The organism is Streptomyces sp. KL109B, from assembly GCF_030766935.1.
GTDB lineage: Bacteria > Actinomycetota > Actinomycetes > Streptomycetales > Streptomycetaceae > Streptomyces.
The window spans coordinates 142,934-163,690 of the sequence record NZ_JASERL010000015.1 but is presented as its reverse complement, the minus strand read 5'-3'; the positions used below and the strand labels follow the sequence as shown (position 1 = coordinate 163,690).

Annotated in this window: 22 protein-coding genes; 15 read left to right on the top strand and 7 right to left on the bottom strand. The window is 72.3% G+C overall.

Annotation, left to right across the window (positions count from 1 at the left end; genetic code table 11):
- Window positions 1–17 precede the first annotated feature (17 nt).
- The 5 genes from catA to RBJ65_RS36770 are packed head-to-tail and all read right to left on the bottom strand — an operon-like array spanning window position 18 to window position 4,814.
- Entirely contained in the window at window positions 18–866 is an 849-nt protein-coding gene (gene catA, locus RBJ65_RS36790; RefSeq protein ID WP_306319745.1) for a catechol 1,2-dioxygenase, read from the bottom strand.
- A 47-nt stretch (window positions 867–913) separates the two neighbouring features.
- Window positions 914–2,017: a mandelate racemase/muconate lactonizing enzyme family protein gene (locus RBJ65_RS36785; protein ID WP_306319746.1), complete on the bottom strand. Its 1,104-nt coding sequence runs from the start codon at window positions 2,015–2,017 to the stop codon at window positions 914–916.
- A 31-nt stretch (window positions 2,018–2,048) separates the two neighbouring features.
- Complete coding sequence (locus RBJ65_RS36780; protein WP_306319747.1) at window positions 2,049–3,008, bottom strand: PDR/VanB family oxidoreductase; 960 nt, start codon at window positions 3,006–3,008, stop codon at window positions 2,049–2,051.
- Window positions 3,005–3,523 carry an aromatic-ring-hydroxylating dioxygenase subunit beta gene (locus RBJ65_RS36775; protein ID WP_306319748.1) on the bottom strand — a complete coding sequence of 173 codons (519 nt, stop codon included), beginning with the start codon at window positions 3,521–3,523 and terminating at the stop codon, window positions 3,005–3,007. The genes RBJ65_RS36780 and RBJ65_RS36775 overlap by 4 nt, the downstream gene beginning before the upstream one ends.
- Window positions 3,516–4,814, bottom strand: coding sequence for an aromatic ring-hydroxylating dioxygenase subunit alpha (locus RBJ65_RS36770; RefSeq protein ID WP_306319749.1), 1,299 nt, complete (start codon window positions 4,812–4,814; stop codon window positions 3,516–3,518). Before RBJ65_RS36770 ends, RBJ65_RS36775 begins: the two co-directional genes overlap by 8 nt.
- A gap of 151 nt (window positions 4,815–4,965) precedes the next feature.
- Here RBJ65_RS36770 and RBJ65_RS36765 point away from each other — a divergent pair, with 151 nt between their 5' ends.
- The 6 genes from RBJ65_RS36765 to RBJ65_RS36740 all read left to right on the top strand — a co-directional run bounded on the left by RBJ65_RS36765 (window position 4,966) and on the right by RBJ65_RS36740 (window position 9,875).
- The gene (locus tag RBJ65_RS36765; protein WP_306319750.1) at window positions 4,966–5,523 is read left to right on the top strand and encodes a flavin reductase; all 558 of its coding nucleotides are present in this window, start codon (window positions 4,966–4,968) and stop codon (window positions 5,521–5,523) included.
- Window positions 5,520–5,813: a hypothetical protein gene (locus RBJ65_RS36760; protein ID WP_306319751.1), complete on the top strand. Its 294-nt coding sequence runs from the start codon at window positions 5,520–5,522 to the stop codon at window positions 5,811–5,813. Before RBJ65_RS36765 ends, RBJ65_RS36760 begins: the two co-directional genes overlap by 4 nt.
- Window positions 5,810–7,084 carry an amidase gene (locus RBJ65_RS36755; RefSeq protein ID WP_306319752.1) on the top strand — a complete coding sequence of 425 codons (1,275 nt, stop codon included), beginning with the start codon at window positions 5,810–5,812 and terminating at the stop codon, window positions 7,082–7,084. Before RBJ65_RS36760 ends, RBJ65_RS36755 begins: the two co-directional genes overlap by 4 nt.
- Entirely contained in the window at window positions 7,081–7,641 is a 561-nt protein-coding gene (locus RBJ65_RS36750; RefSeq protein ID WP_306319753.1) for a nuclear transport factor 2 family protein, read from the top strand. Before RBJ65_RS36755 ends, RBJ65_RS36750 begins: the two co-directional genes overlap by 4 nt.
- Window positions 7,642–7,738: 97 nt before the next feature.
- Window positions 7,739–8,371: a response regulator transcription factor gene (locus RBJ65_RS36745; protein ID WP_306319754.1), complete on the top strand. Its 633-nt coding sequence runs from the start codon at window positions 7,739–7,741 to the stop codon at window positions 8,369–8,371.
- A 7-nt stretch (window positions 8,372–8,378) separates the two neighbouring features.
- Window positions 8,379–9,875: an ATP-binding protein gene (locus RBJ65_RS36740; protein ID WP_306319755.1), complete on the top strand. Its 1,497-nt coding sequence runs from the start codon at window positions 8,379–8,381 to the stop codon at window positions 9,873–9,875.
- A gap of 28 nt (window positions 9,876–9,903) precedes the next feature.
- On the opposite strand, the gene RBJ65_RS36735 is transcribed toward RBJ65_RS36740, so the two are convergent.
- The gene (locus RBJ65_RS36735; RefSeq protein WP_306319756.1) at window positions 9,904–10,284 is read right to left on the bottom strand and encodes a hypothetical protein; all 381 of its coding nucleotides are present in this window, start codon (window positions 10,282–10,284) and stop codon (window positions 9,904–9,906) included.
- A gap of 280 nt (window positions 10,285–10,564) precedes the next feature.
- On the opposite strand from RBJ65_RS36735, the gene RBJ65_RS36730 reads away from it, so the two are divergent.
- From RBJ65_RS36730 to RBJ65_RS36720, 3 genes are all read left to right on the top strand, one after another.
- On the top strand, window positions 10,565–11,677 hold the full coding sequence (locus RBJ65_RS36730) for an acyl-CoA dehydrogenase family protein (protein WP_306319757.1): 1,113 nt from the start codon (window positions 10,565–10,567) through the stop codon (window positions 11,675–11,677).
- A gap of 76 nt (window positions 11,678–11,753) precedes the next feature.
- The gene (locus tag RBJ65_RS36725; RefSeq protein ID WP_306319758.1) at window positions 11,754–12,116 is read left to right on the top strand and encodes a hypothetical protein; all 363 of its coding nucleotides are present in this window, start codon (window positions 11,754–11,756) and stop codon (window positions 12,114–12,116) included.
- A complete protein-coding gene (locus RBJ65_RS36720; RefSeq protein WP_306319759.1) occupies window positions 12,113–12,892 on the top strand; it encodes an SDR family NAD(P)-dependent oxidoreductase in 780 nt (259 codons plus the stop codon). Before RBJ65_RS36725 ends, RBJ65_RS36720 begins: the two co-directional genes overlap by 4 nt.
- A gap of 12 nt (window positions 12,893–12,904) precedes the next feature.
- Here RBJ65_RS36720 and RBJ65_RS36715 read toward each other — a convergent pair whose 3' ends face one another.
- The gene (locus RBJ65_RS36715; protein WP_306319760.1) at window positions 12,905–13,423 is read right to left on the bottom strand and encodes a MerR family transcriptional regulator; all 519 of its coding nucleotides are present in this window, start codon (window positions 13,421–13,423) and stop codon (window positions 12,905–12,907) included.
- Between the two features lie 24 nt (window positions 13,424–13,447).
- Here RBJ65_RS36715 and RBJ65_RS36710 point away from each other — a divergent pair, with 24 nt between their 5' ends.
- The 6 genes from RBJ65_RS36710 to RBJ65_RS36685 all read left to right on the top strand — a co-directional run bounded on the left by RBJ65_RS36710 (window position 13,448) and on the right by RBJ65_RS36685 (window position 20,742).
- Window positions 13,448–14,896: a DHA2 family efflux MFS transporter permease subunit gene (locus RBJ65_RS36710; RefSeq protein WP_306319761.1), complete on the top strand. Its 1,449-nt coding sequence runs from the start codon at window positions 13,448–13,450 to the stop codon at window positions 14,894–14,896.
- 146 nt (window positions 14,897–15,042) lie between these two features.
- Window positions 15,043–16,611 (top strand): hypothetical protein, encoded by a 1,569-nt coding sequence (locus RBJ65_RS36705; protein WP_306319762.1) that lies wholly within the window; start codon window positions 15,043–15,045, stop codon window positions 16,609–16,611.
- Window positions 16,612–16,785: 174 nt separating this feature from the next.
- Window positions 16,786–19,341 carry an ATP-binding protein gene (locus RBJ65_RS36700; RefSeq protein WP_306319763.1) on the top strand — a complete coding sequence of 852 codons (2,556 nt, stop codon included), beginning with the start codon at window positions 16,786–16,788 and terminating at the stop codon, window positions 19,339–19,341.
- A gap of 3 nt (window positions 19,342–19,344) precedes the next feature.
- A complete protein-coding gene (locus tag RBJ65_RS36695; protein WP_306319764.1) occupies window positions 19,345–19,770 on the top strand; it encodes a roadblock/LC7 domain-containing protein in 426 nt (141 codons plus the stop codon).
- The gene (locus RBJ65_RS36690; protein ID WP_306319765.1) at window positions 19,767–20,162 is read left to right on the top strand and encodes a DUF742 domain-containing protein; all 396 of its coding nucleotides are present in this window, start codon (window positions 19,767–19,769) and stop codon (window positions 20,160–20,162) included. Before RBJ65_RS36695 ends, RBJ65_RS36690 begins: the two co-directional genes overlap by 4 nt.
- Entirely contained in the window at window positions 20,140–20,742 is a 603-nt protein-coding gene (locus tag RBJ65_RS36685; RefSeq protein WP_306319766.1) for an ATP/GTP-binding protein, read from the top strand. Before RBJ65_RS36690 ends, RBJ65_RS36685 begins: the two co-directional genes overlap by 23 nt.
- The last annotated feature ends 15 nt before the right edge of the window (window positions 20,743–20,757 follow it).

The following is a 20,757-nucleotide window of genomic DNA, read 5'->3' as shown; positions in this document are numbered from 1 at the left end:
ATGGCCGGGGTGGTGTGTCAGGCGGGGTCGAGCACGAAGTCGTAACGGACCTCGTGGCCCGCGCCGTCCGCCGCCGCCCCCGGGGCCAGGACCAGCTCCGGCTTCACGGCCCGCGCGATGTCGTCCTCGATGTGGCTGCCGCCCTTGAAGTACAGCTGGGTGGTGACCAGTTGGTGGCCGGGCGCCGACACCTTGAGGTGCAGGTGGGCGGGGCGCCACGCGTGCCAGCCGGCCGCCGCGATGAGGGTGCCGCAGGAGCCGTCGGTGGGGATCTGGTACGGCGCCGGTTCGATGGTGCGGATGGCGAAGCGGCCCTCGCCGTCGGCGGCGACCGTGCCGCGCAGGTTCCACTCGGGGAGGTCCGGGGCGTACTGCGAGTAGTAGCCGTCGTCGTCGGCGTGCCACATCTCGACCCGTGCCCCGGAAAGGGGTGTTCCGTCGACGGAGCGAACCTGGCCCTGGAAGAGGAGCGGCGTGCCCCGCTCGTCGGGGCGCATGGGGAGGGTGGCATCGGCGGGCAGGGCCGGGGCGTCGGGGACGTAGTACGGGCCCTCGATGGTGCCCTTCGAGCCCTCGCGGGAGGCGTTCGCGACCTCCTCCACGACGTGCTCGATCCACACGTCGAGGAACAGCGGCCACTCGCCGTCCTCACCGACCTGGATCAGCCACGCCTTCAGCGCGTCGTACTCGGCGTACGTGACCCGGTGGCGGCGCACGATGTCGCGGACGGCCGCGAGGAGTTCGGAGGCGAGGGTGTCGACGCGCTCCGTACCGCTCGCGGCGCCGGAGCGGGACTTCTGGGCGAAGGCGGCGGTGGCGGCGTTCCCGGACGCGGCGGCCGTGGCCTGTTCGGCGGGCGTGGTCATGATGGCGGATCTCCTTGTCAGGTAAGAAGGTTGAGAGGGACGGGAGTTCAGTGGTCCTGGCGGTAGCGGGCCAGCTTCTCGGGGTCCAGCGCGATGCCGAGGCCCGCGCCCTCGCGCACCCGCAGCGTTCCCTCGCTGATGCGCAGCGGCTCGGCGAGCAGGTCGTCCGTCATGTCGAGGAAGTTGGAGAGCTCGCCCGCACGGCGTGAGGTCCCCTCGAAGGCCGCGCCGAACGCGACCGAGCACAACGAGCCGAGCTGGCCGTCGATCTGATTTCCCATCACCACCTCCACGCCGAGCCCCTCGCTCTCGAAGAGCACGCGCTGGGAGTGGCTGAAGCCGGTGCGGGCCGTCTTGATGCTGATGGCGGTGGCGGAGCCGCCGAGCAGCTCGCGGGTGACCTCGCCGGTGCGGGTCGCGCTCTCGTCGGCGACGAACGGGACCGGGCAGTCCGCGACGAGCCGGCGACGGCCCAGCACGTCGTCCGCCGGGCACAGCTCCTCCGCGAGCGTCAGGTCCAGGTCGGCCATCGCACGCAGGGCCCGCGCCGCTTCCGAAGGCGTCCAGCCGCGGTTGCCGTCGACGTACAGCTCGACGCTGTCGCCGAACTCCTCGCGCAGCGCCCGGCACACGTCGACGTCGAGCCGGAAGGGGCGGCGGCCGACCTTCACCTTGAACGTCGTGATGCCGTACGTCTCCCGGATTCGCCGCGCTTCCTCCGCCATTGCCTGCGGCGGCGCGAAGCCCAGCATGTGCGAGACCCGCATGAAGTCGCCGTGGCCGCCGAGGAGTTCGGTGACCGGCAGTCCGGCCGCCTGCCCGACGATGTCCCACAGGGCCATGTCGATCGCCGCCTTGGCGGTCGGGTTGCCGACGGTGCGGTTCAGCCGGGCGTGCACCGCCTCCCGGCGCGTGGGGGAGAGGCCGAGCAGCTGCGGCTCGAAGATCTTCCCGATCACCGCGACGATGGACGCCTGCGTCTCGCCGTACGTGAACGGGCGCGGCGGCGCCTCCGCCGTACCGGTCAGACCCGCGTCGGTGTGCACACGGACGAGGACGTGCTCGGCGGTGTGCACCTCGCCGCTGGCGAACTTCAGGGGCTTTCGGTACGGGATGGCGAAGGGGACGGCCTCGATACCGGTGATCTTCATCGTGCTCCTGGAAGGGGAATGGGGGCGGGCGTCAGTACAGCTCGATGACGAGCCGCTCCGACCTGGCCCGCGACACACACAGCGCCAACTGCTCCCCGGACGCCCGGTCGGCCGCGGACAGGCAGTTGTCCCGGTGGTCCGGGGTGCCTTCGAGGACACCCGAGACGCAGGAGCCGCAGATGCCCTCCTCGCAGGACTTGAAGACGTCGATGCCGCCCGCCTCCAGGACGGAGAGGATGGACCGGTCGGCGGGCACCTCGAAGACCTCGCCGGTGTCCAGCTCGACGGTGAACGCCCGGTCGGCGCTCGTGTCCACCTCGGCGGCCTCGAAGTGCTCGATGTGCACATGTGCCGAGCCGACGACCGGCTCGAAGGCCTCGGTGACCTGCCGCATGAAGCCCTCGGGACCGCACGTGTACACGTGCGACGCGCCGGTCAGCCCGCGCGCGGTGGCCGCGAGCAGCGCCGGGCGCTCGGCCCGGTCCGTCCCGAAGCGGAGCCGCACCCGCCCCGGGAACGCGACGCGCCGCTCCAACAGGTCGACGAACGCGGCCTCTTCGCGGCTCCGGGCGAAGTAGTGCAGCTCGAACTCGGCGCCCCTGCGGTGCAGTTCGTACGCCATGGCGAGCAGCGGGGTGATGCCGATGCCGCCCGCCACCAGGACGTGCCGGTCGGTGTCCGTGTCCTCGGCGAGGCGCAGCAGATTGCGCGGGCCGTCGATCTCCAGGCGGTCGCCCGCCCGCACCCCGTGCAGGGCGAGCGAGCCACCGCGCGAGGACGGCTCCCGCTTCACCGCGATGAGCAGCGACGACGGGGCGGACGGCGGGCCGCACAGCGAGTACTGGCGCAGCACACCGGTCGGGCCCGTCACATCGATGTGCGCGCCCGCCGGGTACGCGGGGAACTCCGCCCCGTCCGCCCGCACGAGCCGCAGCGCGCGGATGTCGGCCGTCTCCTCGGTCACCTCCCGGACCCGCACCTCGACGCTCACAGCAGGAACCCGGCGGCGGGCACGGCGTCCTCGCTGTCCACGAGGCGTACGACCTTCAGCGCGATCCGGTCACCCGCGTCGGACAGCCGGACCCGGTGCGTGACCTCGGCCGCCCACAGGTCGTGCCGCCCCCGCTTGTACGCGACGAGCACCTGCGCCGAGCGCAGTGTCACCTCCGCGTCGCCGACCTCCTCGGGCACGAACCGCGACACGGTCCGCACGGTGCGCGCGGCGTCCACGGCGGCGATGGCGTAGCCCTCGGTCATGCGGGTCACCCGCATCCGCCGCATACGGGCGTCGTCGTACACCATGTTCAGGGAGCCGGCGTGGTCGTCGGTCGCCGGGTCGATGGGGATCACGTAGTGCGCGTCGTCGGCGTACAGCGCCTGCCACTGCTCGTACCGCCTGCGGTCGAGGAGGTCGGCCTCGTGCCAGACGAGGGAGACGGCGCGCAGCACACGGGGGTCGGAGAGGCCGAGGAGTGCTTCGGCCGGAGTCACCACCGAGTCAGTCATCGCGCATCATCTCCTTCCACTGCGCGTACGCGGCGCGCATCCCGGTCTCGTCGGTGACATGCGCGGTCGGCCAGCCCTCGGGGCTCGGTGTCTCGCGGGCGAGGCCCCGGTTGACGAGGATCGGCATGTCGGGCGCGGCCCGGGCGCCGCGCTGGACGCGGTCCCAGCCCTCGGCGTCGTCGGGGGTGCCGAAGCCGAAGGGGCCCTGGAAGTGCTCGTGGATGCGCAGCCGTTCGCGGTTGACCGGGTCGACGACCTCGGGCGGCCCGTCGGGTCCGATCGCCACGTGCTCGATGAGTGTCTCGTCGGGGCCGAGCGGGCGCAGCACCCGCAGGAAGGAGTTGGACATCGACACGTTCGGGAACAGGTTGAGGTTGAACCCGGTGCCGTGCACGGCCCGCACCAGCTTGCGGACCGCCGCGTCGTCGAGCCCAGCCTCCTCCAACTCCCGTACGAGGCCGTCGAATCGGGGTTGCAGCGGCTCCGTGCCGTCGTCGGCGTCGAGGTCCGCGTGCCCGGGCACCATCTGCATGACACTGTGCCCGTGGCCGAGGTCGTGGGTGACCGCATCCGGGTCGGTCATGAAGGACATCATGTCGGCCGTCTCGGCGTCCACGGACGCCATCCAGGAGCGGTGCACGATGGGGAAGTGGTAGCCGTCGGTGGTGTTCTCCAGCTGGATCTTCCAGTTGCCGCGGAAGCGGAACCGGTGGGTGCCCAGCACCTTCACCGGGTAGCCGCCGCCCTGCTTCATGAACCGGTCGATCCACAGCCGCACATCACCGAGGAAGTCCTCAAGCGGCTCGATGTCCTCGGCGAACGTCGCGAAGATCATGCCGCCGTACGACTCCGTGCGCAGCCTGCGCAGCCCCAACTCGCCCTTCTCGACGACGCCTTCGTAGCCGTCCGGGTACGGGATGCCGCGCAGCGCCCCGTCGAGGCCGTAGGACCAGGCGTGGTACGGGCAGGTGAAGCCATTGGCCTGACCGGTGCGCTTCTCGCACAGGCTGGCGCCGCGGTGCCGGCAGCGGTTGAGCAGCGTGTTCACGTTGCCCTTGCGGTCCTTCGTCACGATCACCGGCTGCCGGCCCACGTACGTCGACTTGAAGCTGCCGGCCTTCGGCAGCTCGCTGTCGTGGGCGACCCACACCCAGGTCCGTTCGAAGATCGCGGTCAGCTCCCGCTCGAAGAGCCGGGGATCGGTGTACATGCGGCCCGCCACGCGGTCCTCGCCCACCAGGTCGTACGGGGCGAGGCCGTGGACGGTGTCCGCACTGAACTCAAGCGTCATCGTGCCTCCGTCGTTCGGTGCCCAAGACGCTAGGCAGGCGGCGGGGCGCGAACAATCGGGAATGGCCTCGCCCCGCATAGGGGAAATCCTGCGACGCCGCGAAGGAACTCTCGATACCGCGAGCCACCCGCGCCGCCCTACCGTGACAGCCATGACACCCGTGACACGCAGGGCAGCGACGGTGGACCACCTCACTCAGAACCAACTCTCCCCGAACCAGCGAGCGTTCCGCGACGCGATGGCGAACCTCTCCGCAGGCGTCAACATCGTCACCACGGACGGGCCGCGGGGCCGCGCCGGCATCACCGTGAGCGCGGCCTGCTCGGTCACCGACGACCCGCCCACCATGCTCGTCTGCATCAACCGGTCCAGCCGCAGCCACGACCTGTTCACCGACAACGGCCGCGTCTGCGTCAACGTCCTCGGCCCCGACCACGCCGACGTCGCCAAGGCCTTCGCGGGCGGCGTGCCCGCCGAGGAGCGCTTCGCTGCCTGCGGCGACGTCTGGGACCACACCGTGGCCGACGTGCCGGTGCTCAAGGGCTCCGCCGCCTCCGTACTCGGCCGCGTCACCGGCACCGCCGAACGCGGCTCGCACACCGTGATGTTCATCGAGGCGGAACGCGTGCTGGTCGGTGAGGACGGGGCGGGCGCCCTCGTCTACTTCCGCCGCCGCTTCCACTCGATCCCTACGTCGCTGACCGCGTGACCGGCGCGACACGGGGCGCGGACGAGCCCCGGCACACGACGTTGACCTGCTACAACGACACCTTCGACTACGGCTGGCGGCATGTCGACCTGTTCACCCACGACGCCGAGGGACACGAACTCGGCTGGGTGCACTGGACCGTCGACGCCGACGGGCCCGAGGCCGCCGATGCCGTCACCGCCCGCGTCGAGCCGACACTGCGACGCACCTCCCCGTGGCGCCACTCGGTCAGCGCCGCAGGGATGGACTACTGGGAGGCCGACGCGCGCTGGGAGGACGACGACGTATGAGCACTCTGTGGCAGCCCTGGTCGCTACGGGAACTGGTGGACGACCTCGCGGCGGGACGCACCACGGCGCGCGCCGCGCGCGAACGCGCCGAGACACGCATCGCGCGGACGGACCCGCAGGTGCGGGCGTGGGTGACACCGGTCGCGGAGACCGACGCGTCAACTACCGGACCCCTCACCGGAGTTCCCTTCGGTGTCAAGGACATCATCGACGTCGCGGGACACCCCACACGGTGCGGTTCACGGCTGCGCGCCGACACCGCCCCGGCCACCGAGGACGCGGCGATCGTGCGGGCCTGGCGCGCCACCGGAGCCGACGTCGTCGGCAAGACCGTCACCACCGAGTTCGCCTTCTTCGCGCCGGGCCCCACCCACAACCCGGCCGCGCCCGGACACACCCCGGGCGGCTCCTCCAGCGGTTCGGCGGCGGCCGTCGCCGCCGGGCAGGTGCCGCTCGCGATCGGCTCGCAGACGGCGGGCTCCGTCACCAGGCCCGCCGCGTTCTGCGGCGTCGCGTCCCTGGTCATGACCCACGGTCGGATCCCGGTCGACGGAGTCGTCGGCCTGAGCCCCAGCCTCGACAGCCACGGCTGCTACGCCGCCGGGGTCGGGGACCTCGCGCTCGCCTGGAACGCCCTCACCGGTGAGCGGCCGGGGGAGGCGGCGTCACCGCGCGTACTCCTGTGGAGTGCCGAACCCTTCGGCGGGGTGAGCGACGCGATGCGGGAGGCCGTGGACACGGCGCGGGCGCGGCTGGGAGCGGCCGGAGCCGTCGTGGACGCCTTACCCGAGGAGAAGCTCGTCGCGGAACTCGCCGCCGCCCACCCGGTGGTGATGGCCTACGAAGCCGCCCGCGAACGCGCGGCGGAACTCGACCACTCGGCCCAACTGAGCGCGCCCCTGCGCGAGTTGCTGCACATCGGCGCCGCCACCTCCGAAGCCGACCACGCCGCCGCACGCGCGACGGTCGAGGCGGCCCGCGCCCGGATCGCCGCGCTGTTCGCCACGTACGACGTCGTGCTCGGCCCGGCCGCGCTCGGCGCCGCCCCCGCCGGGCTCGACGCCACCGGCGACCCCGTGCTCAGCCGCGCCTGGCAGGCCCTCGGCCTCCCCGTCGTGACCGTGCCAGGACTGCGCGACGCGGACGGCCTGCCCCTCGGTGTCCAGGCCGTCGGCCCGCCCCACGGCGAGACCCGGCTGCTCGCGCACGCCGACCGGATCCAGGCCGCGCTCACGACACCCACCGGCAAGGAAGGCACCGAAAGCCGATGAGCGACCCGCACACCGTCGCCACCCTCCTCCAGCGTGTGGAGACCCTCGAAGCGGAGGCCGACATCCGCCGCCTCCAGGCCCGCTACATGTTCCTGTGCGACACACCATGTCCCGAGTTCGGCGTCCGCGACGACGCCCACCGGATCGACCTCATCATGGAGCTGTACGCGGAGGACGCCGTATGGGAGGGCGTCGGCGAGTACTACGACGGACAGTTCGGCCGCGCCGAGGGCGCCACCGCGATCCGCGCCCACTTCGAGGCGTTCTGGGGAGAGCGCCAGGAGCCCGAACTCGTCCTCAACGCGCACTACTTGACCTCCGAGCAGATCCACGTCGACGGCGCCACGGCCACCGGACAGTGGATCCACATGCAGCCCTGGCTCTACGCCGACGGCACCGCGCTGCTGCGCTCCAGCCGCCTCAACAACGCCTTCCGGCGGCAGGCCGACGGCACCTGGCGGATCACCCGCACCCGCACCGAGAACGTGCTCGTCGCACCCCTGCCGACACACTTCGCCGAGAGCCGGCCGTCCACCTCCGTGCTGATGCGGCCCTGACGATTCCCGCCAAGCCTGTACGAACGGCCTGGTCACGAGGGATGGTGGCAGCACATGCGACGCGCCACGCCGCGTCGCCGTCCGGAAGCGAGGAAACATGACAGGTGTACCGGCCGCCGAGCTCGTGTACGTACTCGACGACGACGAGGAGCTGTGCCGCTCACTGGCGTGGCTCCTGGAGTCCGTGCACATCAGGACCGAGTGGTTCACCGACGCCGACACCTTCCTCGCCGCCTTCGACCCCGACCGCCCGGCCTGCCTCGTCCTCGACGTACGCATGCCGGGCGTCGGCGGATTCCACGTACAGGAACTCCTCAACGAGCGGGGCGCCGCGCTGCCCATCGTCTTCGTCTCCGCGCACGGTGACATCCCCATGTCGGTGCGCGCCCTGCGCGCCGGAGCCGTCGACTTCCTGGAGAAGCCCTACGACCCGCAGCGGCTGCTCGACATCGTGCAGGGCGCCCTGCGGGTGGCGGGCGAACGCTACGCGCGCCGCTGTGAGCAGCGGACCCTGCGCGAGCGGATCACCCACCTCAGCCCCCGCGAGCGGGAGATCCTGCGGCAGGTCGTCGAGGGGGTGCCCAGCAAGGTGATCGCGCGGCGGCTCGGGATCAGCCTGAAGACCGTCGACGCCCACCGGGCGCGGATCCGGGAGAAGACGGACGCCGACACCCTCGGCGCGCTCATCGCGGACATGATGCGCTGCGGACTGCGCCCCGAGGAGGTGTGAGCCGCCGATGCCCGCCACCGCCGAACTCGGCTGCCCCGACCTGGCCCGCCTCTTCGAGGTCATCGACCACTGCGTCCTGGTGCACGACGCCGGGACCAAGGACATCCTGTGGGCCAACCCCGCCGCGCGCACCGCGCTCGGCTTCACCCTCGACGAGCTGAAGCCGCTCAAGGCCCCCGACATGAGCTCCAACGCGGCGCAGTACGCCCGGCACATCGGCGTCGCCTGGCTGCAGCGCGCCGCCGACCAGGGCCGCAGCCGCATCGAGTGGTGCTACCGGTCGAAGTCGGGCACCGACATCCTCAGCGAGGCACTCGCCGTGCGCGTGGAGCTGTCCGCCGGGCCCGTCGTCATGGTGCAGTTCCGCGACATCGCGGAGGAGAAGGCCACCCGGCGCGATCTGACCCGCACCGAGGCCAGGCTGCAGGCGTTCCTGCGCAACCTCGACGAGGGCATCGTGGTGCTCGACGACGACGGCCGGATCCTGTTCGCAGGGGAGTCGGCGGGCAGCCTGCTCGACCGGGACCCGGACGACATGCTCGGCACGGACTTCACGACGTTCCTCGCGGCCGACTCCACCGCCGTGCTGCGCGGCGTCCTGCACGACACACCACGCGGCGGCCGGCCCACCGACGCCCGCTACCGCCTCGCGGCCTCCGACAGCGTCGGCCCCGACCGCTGGTTCGCGGCGCGCTGCCAGTACATCGACATCGAGAACGACCTGCGCGGACTGCTCCTCCTCTTCCACGACATCACCGACACCGTGCACACCGAGGAGGAACACCGCCGCGACGCCCAGTACCTCAACCAACTGGCCCGCCACAACGCGATGGGTGACATGGCGATGGCCATCGCCCACGAGGTCAGCCAGCCGATCGCGGCCGCCCACAACTTCGTCGCGGGCACTCTCGGCCGCGTCGACGACAGCCACGAGGCGCCGGACCCGCTGCGCTGGGGCCTCGACCACGCCACCCGCCAGCTCGAACGCGCCACCACGATCCTGTCCAGCCTGCGCGCCTACGTGCTGCGCCTGGAGGACGCCAAACGCTCCGTCGACCTGAACGACGTCGTCGCCGACTGCCGGTACTTCGTCGATGTGCGCGCCAAGGCGCACCGGGTCGCCGTGCGCTGGGAACACACCACGGACGACCTGCCCGTGAGCTGCGAGAAGGTGCTCATCGGACAGGTCGTCATGAACCTTGCCTTCAACGCCCTTGAAGAGATGGCCCGTTGGCCCGAGAATCCGGGACCCGTCACCATCACCACGCGCCGCCACGAGGACCGCGCCGAGGTCGAGGTACGTGACACCGGAGGCGGCCTCCCGACAGCCCCCGGCGACCGGATCTTCGACGGGGCGTTCACCTCGAAGGGCAACGGCCACGGCATCGGCCTCGCCCTCAGCCATCGCATCATCTCCCGCCACGACGGCCATATCGAGGCGTTCCCGAACTCCCCGCGCGGCGCCGTGTTCCGGTTCCGGCTGCCGCTGCTCCCGGGGCTCTAGGCGTGGGCGTCACACGGTCGACGGGCGCTCAGCAGCGGTTGGGCACGTTGCCCGTCTCGCTGCCCTTGAGCAGGCCGCCCCAGACCCAGCTCTGACCCGAGCCGAGGAGCACCCACTTGTTGTGGGTGTAGCCGTTCTGGCTGATGGTCTGGCCGTAGTCCCAGCAGATGGCGCTGAACCGGTAGTTGGCGCCGACGGTGTAGTTGATGCCGCACGAGAGGTACGGGCAGCTGCGGACGTTCGCCTCGGTCCACGTGTAGACCCAGGTGTTGGCGATGGCCTGGTCGGCCTTCGGCGACGGGACGCCCCGGTCGGTGGGCGTCGCCGCGGAGGCGGCGGGCGCGAACATCCCCGCGGCGGCCAGCAGACCTGCCGCGATCGACGTGGCGACCTTGGCTCTTGTGCGCATGAGTGGTTCCCCCTGTTTGAAGTGGATCTACTGGGACATCCAGCGTGAAAGACGCTAACGGGTGCCAGTGGGACTAGTTAGTCATGTACTGGCCAATACGGTAATGAGAGGTGTCATTCCGGTACTTCGGGTTCAGGTTCGTCATCGGGCTCGGCTGAGCAGGGGAAATCCCCTATGCGGTCGCACTCATTCCCAATTGTTGGCGCGCAACGGCCCGCCTAGTTTTGAGGCTGAAAAGGGTTCGAGCGATCAACTCGCCGGTCGGGCAAGGGAATGACGCATGACGCAGACTTTGGACAACGTGCTGGATGTGGTGGCCGCGCGCAGGGCGGAATTCGAGAACGGGCGGCACGTACCGCGCGAAGTGATCGCCGAATTCAAGAAGGCGGGAATCTATCGGGCGAGCGCCCCGCGGCGTTTCGGCGGCGAACCGCTGCCCCCGGCCGAATTCCTGCGCATCATCGAGCGGATCTCCAAGGTCGACGGATCGGCCGGCTGGGTAGCCAGTTTCGGCTCGTCCCTGATCTATCTGGCGGCGCTGCCGCTGGAGACCCAGGAGCGGCTGTACGCCGACGGTCCCGATGTCGCCTTCGCCGGCGGCCTGTTCCCCGTACAGCCCGCCGAACCCGTCGCGGGCGGCTACCGGGTGTCGGGCCACTGGAAGTTCGCGAGCGGCTGCAAGGGCGCCGACGTCCTCGGCGTCGGCATCAAGGCCGGCGAGGACCGGGCGGGACGGCCGCGCACCGCGCTGCTGCGCCCCGAGGACGTCGAGATCGTCGAGAACTGGGACGTCATCGGGATGCGCGGCACCGGCAGCCACGACCTCGCCGTGCACGGCGTCACCGTCCCCGAGGAGTGGACCTTCGTCCGCGGCGGCACCCCCACCGTCGACGAACCCCTCTACCGCTACCCGGCCGTCCCGTACGCCGCCCAGGTCCTCGCCGTCGTCGGCCTCGGCGTCGCCCGCGCCGCGCTCGACCAGGTCATCACCGAGGGCGGGCGCGCCAGTTACACCGGCGGCCCCGTCGCGGCCGACCGCGCCGCGTACCGGATCGCCGTCGGCCGCGCCGAGGCCCGGCTGCGCTCGGCCCGCGCCTTCTTCTACGAGACCACCGAGGAGGTGTGGGACACCGTCCTGACCGGCGACCCCGCCACCGACCACCAGGCGAGCCTGCTGCGCCTCGCCTCCACCACCCTCGCCCACGAGTCCTTCGCCGTCGTCCGCGCCGCCTATCAACTGGCGGGCATCCGGGCCATCGCGGACGGCAGCCCGATGCAGCGCTATCTGCGGGACGCCTCCGTGGTGCCGCAGCACGCGTTCCTGCAAGAGGGCCTGTACGACGGGGCGGGCGCGGTGCTCATGGGCGTCGACCCGTTCCCCGGCTACCTCTGAGAATCAACGCCGACCCACCGACGTACGTACCCCAACTCCCTTACCCCGTCGTCCCGTTCACGAAAGGTGTGACCGCATGTCCACGTCCCCCCAGGCACCCCTGCGGGTGCTGTTCTGCATCGGCGTCAACCAGAACTTCTTCGACCTGCCGACCGGCCAGGGCAAGGCGGTCTGGGACGGCTTCACCAGCATGCTGCGCCAGCTCCACGAACTGCCCGGCGTGCACGTCATCGGCACCATCGACGACGACCAGCACATGGTCGGCCCCTCCGGCTCCTGGCCCTGGACCAGCTACGTCCTCGCCGACGTCGTCGACCAGCCGACCGTCGCCGCCGCCTGCAACCTCTTCCGCACCGTTCAGGTCGGCGAGTACGGGCTGTGGCGGTACATGAAGATCGAGGCCCGCGTCGGCCGCCCGCTGCCGGACGTGACCAAGTGAGCCCGCAGGGAGTGGGGGAGCGCTGGGAGGACGACACCCACCGCGTGGTCCTGGTGACCGGCGCGGCCGGCGGCCTCGGCGGATGTGTCGCCGCGCGGTTCTACGACCACGGGTACCGGGTCGCCCTCACCGACCTCGACGAGTCGGCCGCCGTCGAGGCCGCCGCCGCGCTCGACCCCACCGGCGAGAACGCCGTCGGCCTCGGCCTCGACGTCCGCGACAAGGACGCCTTCGCCGCCGCCCGCGACCGGCTCGTCGAACGGTGGGGCGCGGTGCACGTCCTCGTGAACAACGCCGGGCACTCCAAGGTCGAGTCACTGATGGACATCACGCCGGAGAGCTTCGCGGCCGTCGTGGAGACCAACATGCACGGTACGTTCTTCGGTTGCCAGGTCTTCGGCGGGTACTTCGCCGAGCGCGGCTACGGACGCATCGTCAACGTCGGCTCACTCGCGGGCCAGAACGGCGGCACCGCGACCGGCGCCCACTACGCGGCGTCGAAGGGCGGCGTCGCCACGCTCACCAAGGTCTTCGCGCGTGACCTCGCCCCGCGCGGTGTCACCGTCAACGCCGTCTCGCCAGGACCGCAGGACCTGCCGGTGGTGCGCCGCACCGTCGACCCCGACACGCTCGCGCGGACGGAGGCGATGATCCCGGTGGGGCGGCTCGGGCGGCCGCAGTTCATCGCCGACATGGTCGTCCTGCTGGCGGCCGAGCACGCCGACACGGTGACCGGGGCGTGCTGGGACGCCAACGGCGGGCTCTTCATGAGGTGACGGGCGCCCACATCATGAGGTGACGGGCGCCCACAGCCGGTCGGCCTCGCCCGCGGCCAGGCTGCCCCGGTAGACGTCGATCTTGTGGTCGATCATCTTCAGGTTCTCCTGCGTCTCCGCCAGCCTGGCCAGCACGTCGGCGCGGTGGGCTTCGAGGAGCGCGAGCCGCTCCGCCTCGTTGCCGGGACCGGCCGCGACCAGCTCCGCGTAGGCCCGGATGCCCCGGATCGGCATGCCGGTGGCGCGCAACTTGGTGCAGATGACGATCCACTTGAGGTCGAGCCGGTGGTAGCGGCGGCGGCCGGTACTGGTGCGGTCGACGGGGCTGACGACGAGGCCGGCGCGTTCGTAGTAGCGCAGGGTGTGCACGCTGACTCCGGTGCGGCGGGCGGCCTCGGCGATCGGCACACCCTCGTCGGGGAGGGCTCGGGACTCGGGGTCGGCTGGGGACTTGGGTTGGGCTCGGGACTTGGGTTGGGCTCGGGACTCGGGTTGGGCTCGGGACTCGGGTTCGGGCTTGATTTCGAGCACGCTCTCAATTCTAGCGTCGCGGACATGAGTTCCCCCTCGCTCTCTCCCGTCGCGGCCCGGGCCACGAGCCCGCGCCGCAAGTCCCTCGTCCTGGCGGTCTGCTGCCTCAGCATCGTGGTCGTCATCATGGACGTCTCCATCGTCAACGTCGCGCTCCCCGCCCTCCGCCGCGACCTGGGCGCCTCCGAGTCCGGTCTCCAATGGACCGTCGACGCCTATACGTTGGTGCTGGCCGCGTTCCTCGTCCTGGCCGGGTCCACCGCGGACCGGGTCGGCAGGCGGCGCGTCTTCCGGATCGGGCTGAGCGCCTTCGGCGTGGGATCGCTGCTGTGCGGGCTCGCGCCGGGCATCGGCTGGCTGATCGCGGCGCGGGCGGTGCAGGCCGTCGGCGGCACCATGCTCAACCCGGTGGCCATGGCGATCGTCGCCAACACCTACACCGGAGCCGCCGAACGGGCCCGCGCCATCGGCGTGTTCACCTCCATGTCAGGGCTCGCCCTCGCGCTCGGACCGATCGTCGGCGGCGGCCTGGTCGACGCCCTGGGCTGGCGGTCGGTGTTCTGGATCAACGTACCGATCGTCGCCGTGGCGCTCGTGGGCTCGGCGCTGTTCGTGCCGGAGTCCCGCGCCGACCGGGCCCGCCGCCCCGACCCCGTCGGGCAGGCGCTGATGGTGCTGGTCCTCGGCTGCCTCGTCTTCGCGATCATCGAGTCCGGGGCGCTGGGCTGGTCCTCGCCGACCATCGTCGGGCTGCTCGCGGTCGCGGCGCTGGGAGCGTGGGGCCTCGTACGCTATGAACCGCGGTGCCGTGAGCCGCTGTTGGAGCTTCGGCTGTTCCGCAGCGTGCCGTTCAGCGCGGCGATCGTGACGGCGCTGGTGGCGCTGTGCGGGTTCGGCGCGTTCCTGTTCGTCACCACCCAGTACCTCCAGGACGTACGCGGCCTCTCGCCGGTCGCGGCCGGGCTGTGTCTGCTCCCGGTCGGGGTGCCGGTGCTGCTGGTGTCGAGGGCCGTCGGGCGGCTGGCCGGCGCGCGCGGCCCCCGGCTCCCGCTGGTCGTCGCCGGGAGCGCGCTCGCCCTCAGCGGCGGCCTCTCGCTGTGGGTGGGGCCCGACACCCCGCTGGCGGTGGTCCTCGGCGTGCACCTGCTGTTCGGCGTCTTCATCGGCGCGGTCAACCCGCCGATCAGCAACGCGGCGATCGACGGGATGCCGCGCTCGATGGCGGGCCTCGCCGGAGCGCTGGCCTCCACCGGGCGGCAGACCGGAACCACGCTGGGCGTGGCCGTCGCCGGCGCCGTCGTGGGGCCGCATCTCGCCGGTGGCGGCGCGGAGTTCACCGGTGCGGCGCACCATGTGTGGTGGCTCGTCCTGGTGCTCGGCGCGAGCGTCGTCGGGCTCGGGGTGCTGGCGTCGAGCGCGTGGGCACGGGGTACCCGGGCGTCTACAAACGATCTTCACAGATTCATGGCCTGAGCATGACTTGGTGTAGACATAATCGCAGTCATGGATCTCTACACCCGCACATGCCGAAGGCATGCGCACCGTCAGCCGCACGCCGACCGACGGGTGTTGGGGGTCCCACCGCTCCCACGCACGGAGCGCGCGGGAGCGAGGGGCTGATGGCGCGGCGGACCTTGCTGCGGGTGTTGCTGGAGGAGCGCGGCTGCCACCGCTACGCGGCGTTCGACGCCGAGTTCGGGCGGGCGGCCGAGCTCGCCGCGAAGGAACTGGGCAGGCCCGCGCTCGGCACGGTCACCGCGTCGCAGGCCACGTGGAAGCGGTGGCTCAGCGGCGAACAGATGCCGCGCGCCGACACCGCGACCGTCCTCGAACACTGGCTGGGCGCCGACGTCATGACGCTGCTTCAGACGGTGGCCGAGGACCGGGACACGCCGCGCTCGCTGATCGACGAGGACGTGGCGCGGGCCACCGCGCGGGACCTCGACGACGCGTTCGGCGGCTCCTCGCTCCGCTTCTCCGAGACCACCACCGGACTCGAAGGACGCTGGTACCTGTCGGGGCGGCACCGCTTCGACGGCACCCAGTTACCCGTGCAGATCTACGAAGCGGACGAGCACGACGGACTCGTCGTCATCGGCGCCGCCGACCAGCCGCACGTACGGCACTTCATCCGGCCCACCCGCAGGGCCCTCGTCCTCGCCGTGTCGAAGGAGCGCGCCTACGCCCTCGACGCCGCGTACGCGAAACGCAGCCGCGTCCCCGGCGGCGACATGCTGACCATCCCGTCCGCGTACCTGGTCGACCAGCTCACGTACGCGCTGCTGTGGGCGATGACCAACATCGACGACAGCCTGCAGGCCGACGACGCCGTGCTGCACGCCGAACGGCAGCGCCTCGGCCCGTACCTCGGCCAGCCGCGCTCGGCCATGGCCCGCGCCGCGATGCCGGAACTCAGCAACGTGAGCGCGGCATGGCTGGGCATGCACGTCTGCGCCCGGCACATCACCCGCCAACTCGCGGGGACCAGCGCGCCACCCCTGTTCTGGACCCCCGTCCCCTCCGCCGAGGACGCCGCGGCCTGGCTGTTCTTCGCCTGCTGGCCCGAGTACCAGCGCGCCGTCGAGGACCACGGCGACGCCGCGGCCCCCTCCGAACGGGCCCTGTACATCCCCGACGACGTCCTGCGCGAAGCCCGCCCCCACGAGCGGATCCTGCTGTGGCTCGGCGTGGCCCTGATGGAACTGCACGGACTCGAAGTACGCGTGTACGCCGACCCCGGATACGCGCGCACCGACGCCTTCGTCGTGGTCCCCGACACCAAGGTCATCGTCACCAACTGGATGGCGGAGCACGGCATTTGGCACGTCGACACCAGTGACGCGCTGACCGACGTCCGGGCCTGCGCCGAACTCCTCGACCGGGCCCGCGGGCACGCCGTCACCGAAGGCGCGACGCCGGAGCGACGGCTGCGCTCGCTCGCCGACCGTCTCGACCTGGACTGGGAGTGGCTGACGCGACGCTGCGCCGAACTGGCGGAGTTCGGCACCGGAGGGCTGCTGCGCCCGCGCAGTCGACTCGTCGACACGGCGGAGCTCGACGCCGTCCTCGCCTTCGCGGGACGCCTCGGCGAGGCCGACCCGCCAGACGGCGCACCGGCCGTCGACGGAACGACCCTCAAACGACCCTCGGGATTCGTAGCCCCGAACGCCCGGGACGCCGCAGGGTAGTTCAAGATCCTGACGTGGCTGTTGCCCGAGGTGCCGGTGTGGCGGCCCGTCCGCCGCGCCTCGCGCCCCGTACTTCGCGCGGGCGCGCCCGCGCCGCGTGGTGACGGCCACCGTCGGGGCCCACCCGCCGACGCCGGTGCGCGTCGCACGCTTCCCCTACCGAGGAAACCCCCCATGCCTGACTATTCCGCGGAGGGCGCCGCCACGGGCGGCCGCGGCCTGCACCGCGGCAAGCCCGCGCCGACGCTGCTCTCCGAGAAGGGGCTGCGGCAGCGCCTGACCCTGCTCGCCGTCGCGCCCACCGCGTCCGTCACCGTCGCGGCGGCGGGCGCGTACGCGGCGTGCGCCGGTACGGACTCCGCCGCCGTGGCCTGGGGCGCCGGGACCGGGGCCGCCGTGGTGTGCGGGTCCGCCCTCACCCTCGCCTGGCGCGCGGCCCGCGCCACCGCCCGTAACCTGCACGCCTCGCAGACCGCCCGCGAAGCCACGCTCGCCGAGCGGTCGGCCCGGCTGCGGGCGGTCCTCGCGGAGCGCATCGAAGGCATCCAGCAGGCGGCCCAGCGGATCCAGCAGGGCGAACCGGCGGGCGCGCCCGCGGCGGCACCGGACGGGGTGACCGACGCGCACCCGCTCACCGCCCTCGAGTACGAGCTGCACCACGGGCTGCACGCCACGCACACGGCGGTCCTCCAGGCGGCGACGCGCCGCCAGCTCGACGCGTTCACGACGATCGCGCGGCGCCTCCAGTCGCTGGTCGTCCGCGCGCTCAAGAGCCTCGACGAGGCCGAGCGCATCGTCGAGGACCCCGAACTGCTCAACACCCTGTTCGGCATCGACCACTTGATCACCCGGATCCAGCGGTCCGTCGAGTCCATCGCCGTGCTCGGCGGCGCCGTGCCGCGCGAGATCCGGCACCCGGTGCCGCTGGCGACGGTGCTGCGCCAGGCCATCGCGGAGATCGAGCAGTACCCGCGGGTGCGTGTGCTGCCCGTGGCGGGCGGCGTGCAGGTGCGCGGCCACGCCGCCGTCGAGACGATCCACCTCGTCGCCGAACTCGCGGAGAACGCCACGCGCTTCTCGCCGCCCAGCAGTCAGGTCCTGATCCGCTCGGAGATGGCCGGGTCCGGGATGGTGATCGAGGTGGAGGACCGCGGCCTCGGCATGTCGGACGAGGACCGCCGCCGCATGAACGAACTCCTCGCGCACCCCGAGCAGTACGACGTCGAGCAGCAGCTCAAGGACGGCCGCACCGGCCTCTTCGTCGCCGCGAAGATCGCCCGCCGCCGCGGCCTCACGGTCCGCCTCGAAGCCAACATGTACGCGGGCACCCAGGCCATCGTGATCCTCCCGCACGCGGTACTGCACGCACCGTCGGAGGGAACCGCGTCCGCGTCCACCGGGACGGGGGCTTCGGCGCCGGTGGGCGCGTCGGCGCCGCGCGCCGGGTCCGCGGCGGTCCCGGGAGCCGCGGTGGCTTCTGGGGCGGCGGCGGGTTCGGGGGGCGGGCCGTCGGCGGGTTCGGGGGGTGGGCCGGGTGTGGGCCCGGAGTTCGGGTCCGTGGCGGGTTCTGGGGTTGGGCCGGGTGTGGGTCCGGGGTCCGGGCCCGCTGCGGTTGCGGGGTCCGGGTCTGGTGCGGGTCGGGAGTTCGGGTCTGCCGGGGTTGCGGGGTCCGGGCCTGTCGCGTCGGCGGCGGCCGCCGTCCCGTCGCAGGCGCCGTTCAACGCCGAAGGGGATGCCGCGCGGCACGCGTCGATGGGGCCGAATCCGGCGTATGTTCCCGGGCCGCGCGCGCCCGAACACGCCCAGGCGGAGGCCTCCACCGCCCCCCGTACGTCGCCCGACGGACCGCCCCGGCCGGACGGCGTGCCGGTCGGCCCGGTGGGCCCGGTCGTCCAGGCGGGCGCGCGGCCCGCGTCGGGTGTGGACCGGGTGGCGATGACCGCGCCGGGGACCGCCGCGGGCGCGGGCCCGATGCGGGGCACCGCGGGTGGCGCTGACCCGATGATCGGGATCGGCCGGCAGGCCGGACCCGAGTCCGAGGGATGGATCGGGCAGCAGGTCGGACCCGAACCCGGGGCCGGGATCGGCCAGGAGGCTGGCAGCAGGTCCTGGACCGGTGTCGGGCAGGACGCCGGGACCGGGTCCGGTGCCGGGCCGGAGGCCGGAGCCGGGATCGGGCAGGACGCCGGGACCAGGGCCGAGCCCGACGTGGCATCCCAACCCGCCTCCCTGCCCCGCCGTATCCCCGGCAATCCGGCCACCGGCCACATCCCGTCCGCCGCCACCCCCACCACGGCCTCCTCGCGCCGCCGGCACTCCGCCCCGTCCCCGGGCGTGCTGCCCCAACCGGGACCCGGCGGTTCACGGGGCCCGGTGCCCGGCGCGGCGGCCTCCGGCGCCGCATCGGGACCGGTACCCGGCGCGGCGGCCCCCGCCAACCCCACCGACCCCACACCCCCACCGACCCCGCCCGCGACCAACACGACCAACACGACCGACCCCACCGAAACCACCGACCCCACCTCGACCCACCGTCCCCCACTGACCCAACGGACCCGCCGCGGCGCCAGCCACCTCGCCCCCGAGTTGCGGCACGGCGCACCCGTTCCGGACGGCCAACTTCCGCCGCAGGCCGACCTCGACGGCGGACTGCTCGCCCGGTACGCGCACGGCGTCCAGGCGGCCCGCCAGGAACCGTCCCGGTCCGACGACGAACACCAGGAGAACTGACACATGACCACGCAGGCGCCTTCCGAGGACCTCGACTGGCTCCTCGCCGACTTCGCGGCCCGGGTGCCGCATGTCCTGGGTGCCGTACTGGCCTCCAGCGACGGCGTCACCCGCTACCGGCACGGATTCGACGACGCCGCGGCGGACCGGCTCAGCGCCATCGCCACGGGAATGTGCTCGCTCGGCAGCGGGCTGACCACGATCCACGCGCCGATGGCCGGCGTGGAGCAGGTCATCGTGGAGTGCGCGGGCGGCTACCTGTTCGTCTCGAAGGCCGGGCTCAACGGCGTGCTCGGCGTCCTCGCGGAGCGCGAGGCGGAGGCCGGCGTCGTCGGCTACGAGATCACCATGCTCGTACGCAGCGTACGAGGCCACCTCGGCACTCCCACCCGTCTCAGCCCGGCGCCCTCCGGCGACTGGGCGCAGTGACCGAGGGACCGGTGGACGGCAGCGATCCGAACCCCGAAGGGGCGGCGTGGCTGGCGGAGGACATCGCCACCACCCGCCCGTACGCCCTGACCGGCGGCCGCACCACCCCCGGCCACCCGCTCGGCCTGGCCACCCACATGCGGATCGACGCGGAGCGCCCCGGTCTCGTGCTGGCGCCCGAGGGCGCCCAGGTCGTCGACCTGTGCCGCACCGAACCGCGCTCCGTCGCCGAACTCGCCGCCCGGCTCCGCCTGCCCGTCCAGGTCGCCAAGATCATCCTTTCCGACCTCATCGACTCCCACGTCCTGGCCCCCACGGTCCCGCCCCGCGACGCCGACGGCGGCGACCCCAACCTTCTGGAGGCAGTCCTTGTCGGCCTACGCAGCCTCTGACATCCCGCTGACCGCGCTCAAGATCCTCGTGGCCGGCGGCTTCGGCGTCGGAAAGACCACGCTGGTGTGCGCGGTGAGCGAGATCGAACCGCTCACCACGGAGGCGGTCATGACCTCCGCGAGCGCCGGGCTCGACCGGCTCGACGGCGTGGAGCACAAGACGACCACCACGGTCAGCATGGACTTCGGCCGCATCACGCTGTGGCAACAGCAGCTGCAGATCCTGCTGTTCGGCACCCCGGGCCAGGACCGTTTCTGGTTCATGTGGGACGACCTCGCGCTCGGCGCCATCGGGGCGGTCGTCATGGTGGACACCCGGCGCATCTCCGACAGCTTCGCCGCGATCGAGTACTTCGAGGACAGACGGCTGCCGTTCATCGTCGCCGTCAACGAGTTCGACACCGCGCGCCACCAGTACACGTCCACCGAGGTCCGCACCGCCCTCGAACTGGATCCGGAGGTGCCGGTCGTGCTCTTCGACGCCCGCCGCTCCGACACCGGCCGGCACGTCCTCATCGCCCTCGTCGAATACGCCCTGACCCTCAGCCGACGCCACCGCGCGCCGACCATGATCCGCTGAACCCGCCGACCCTCC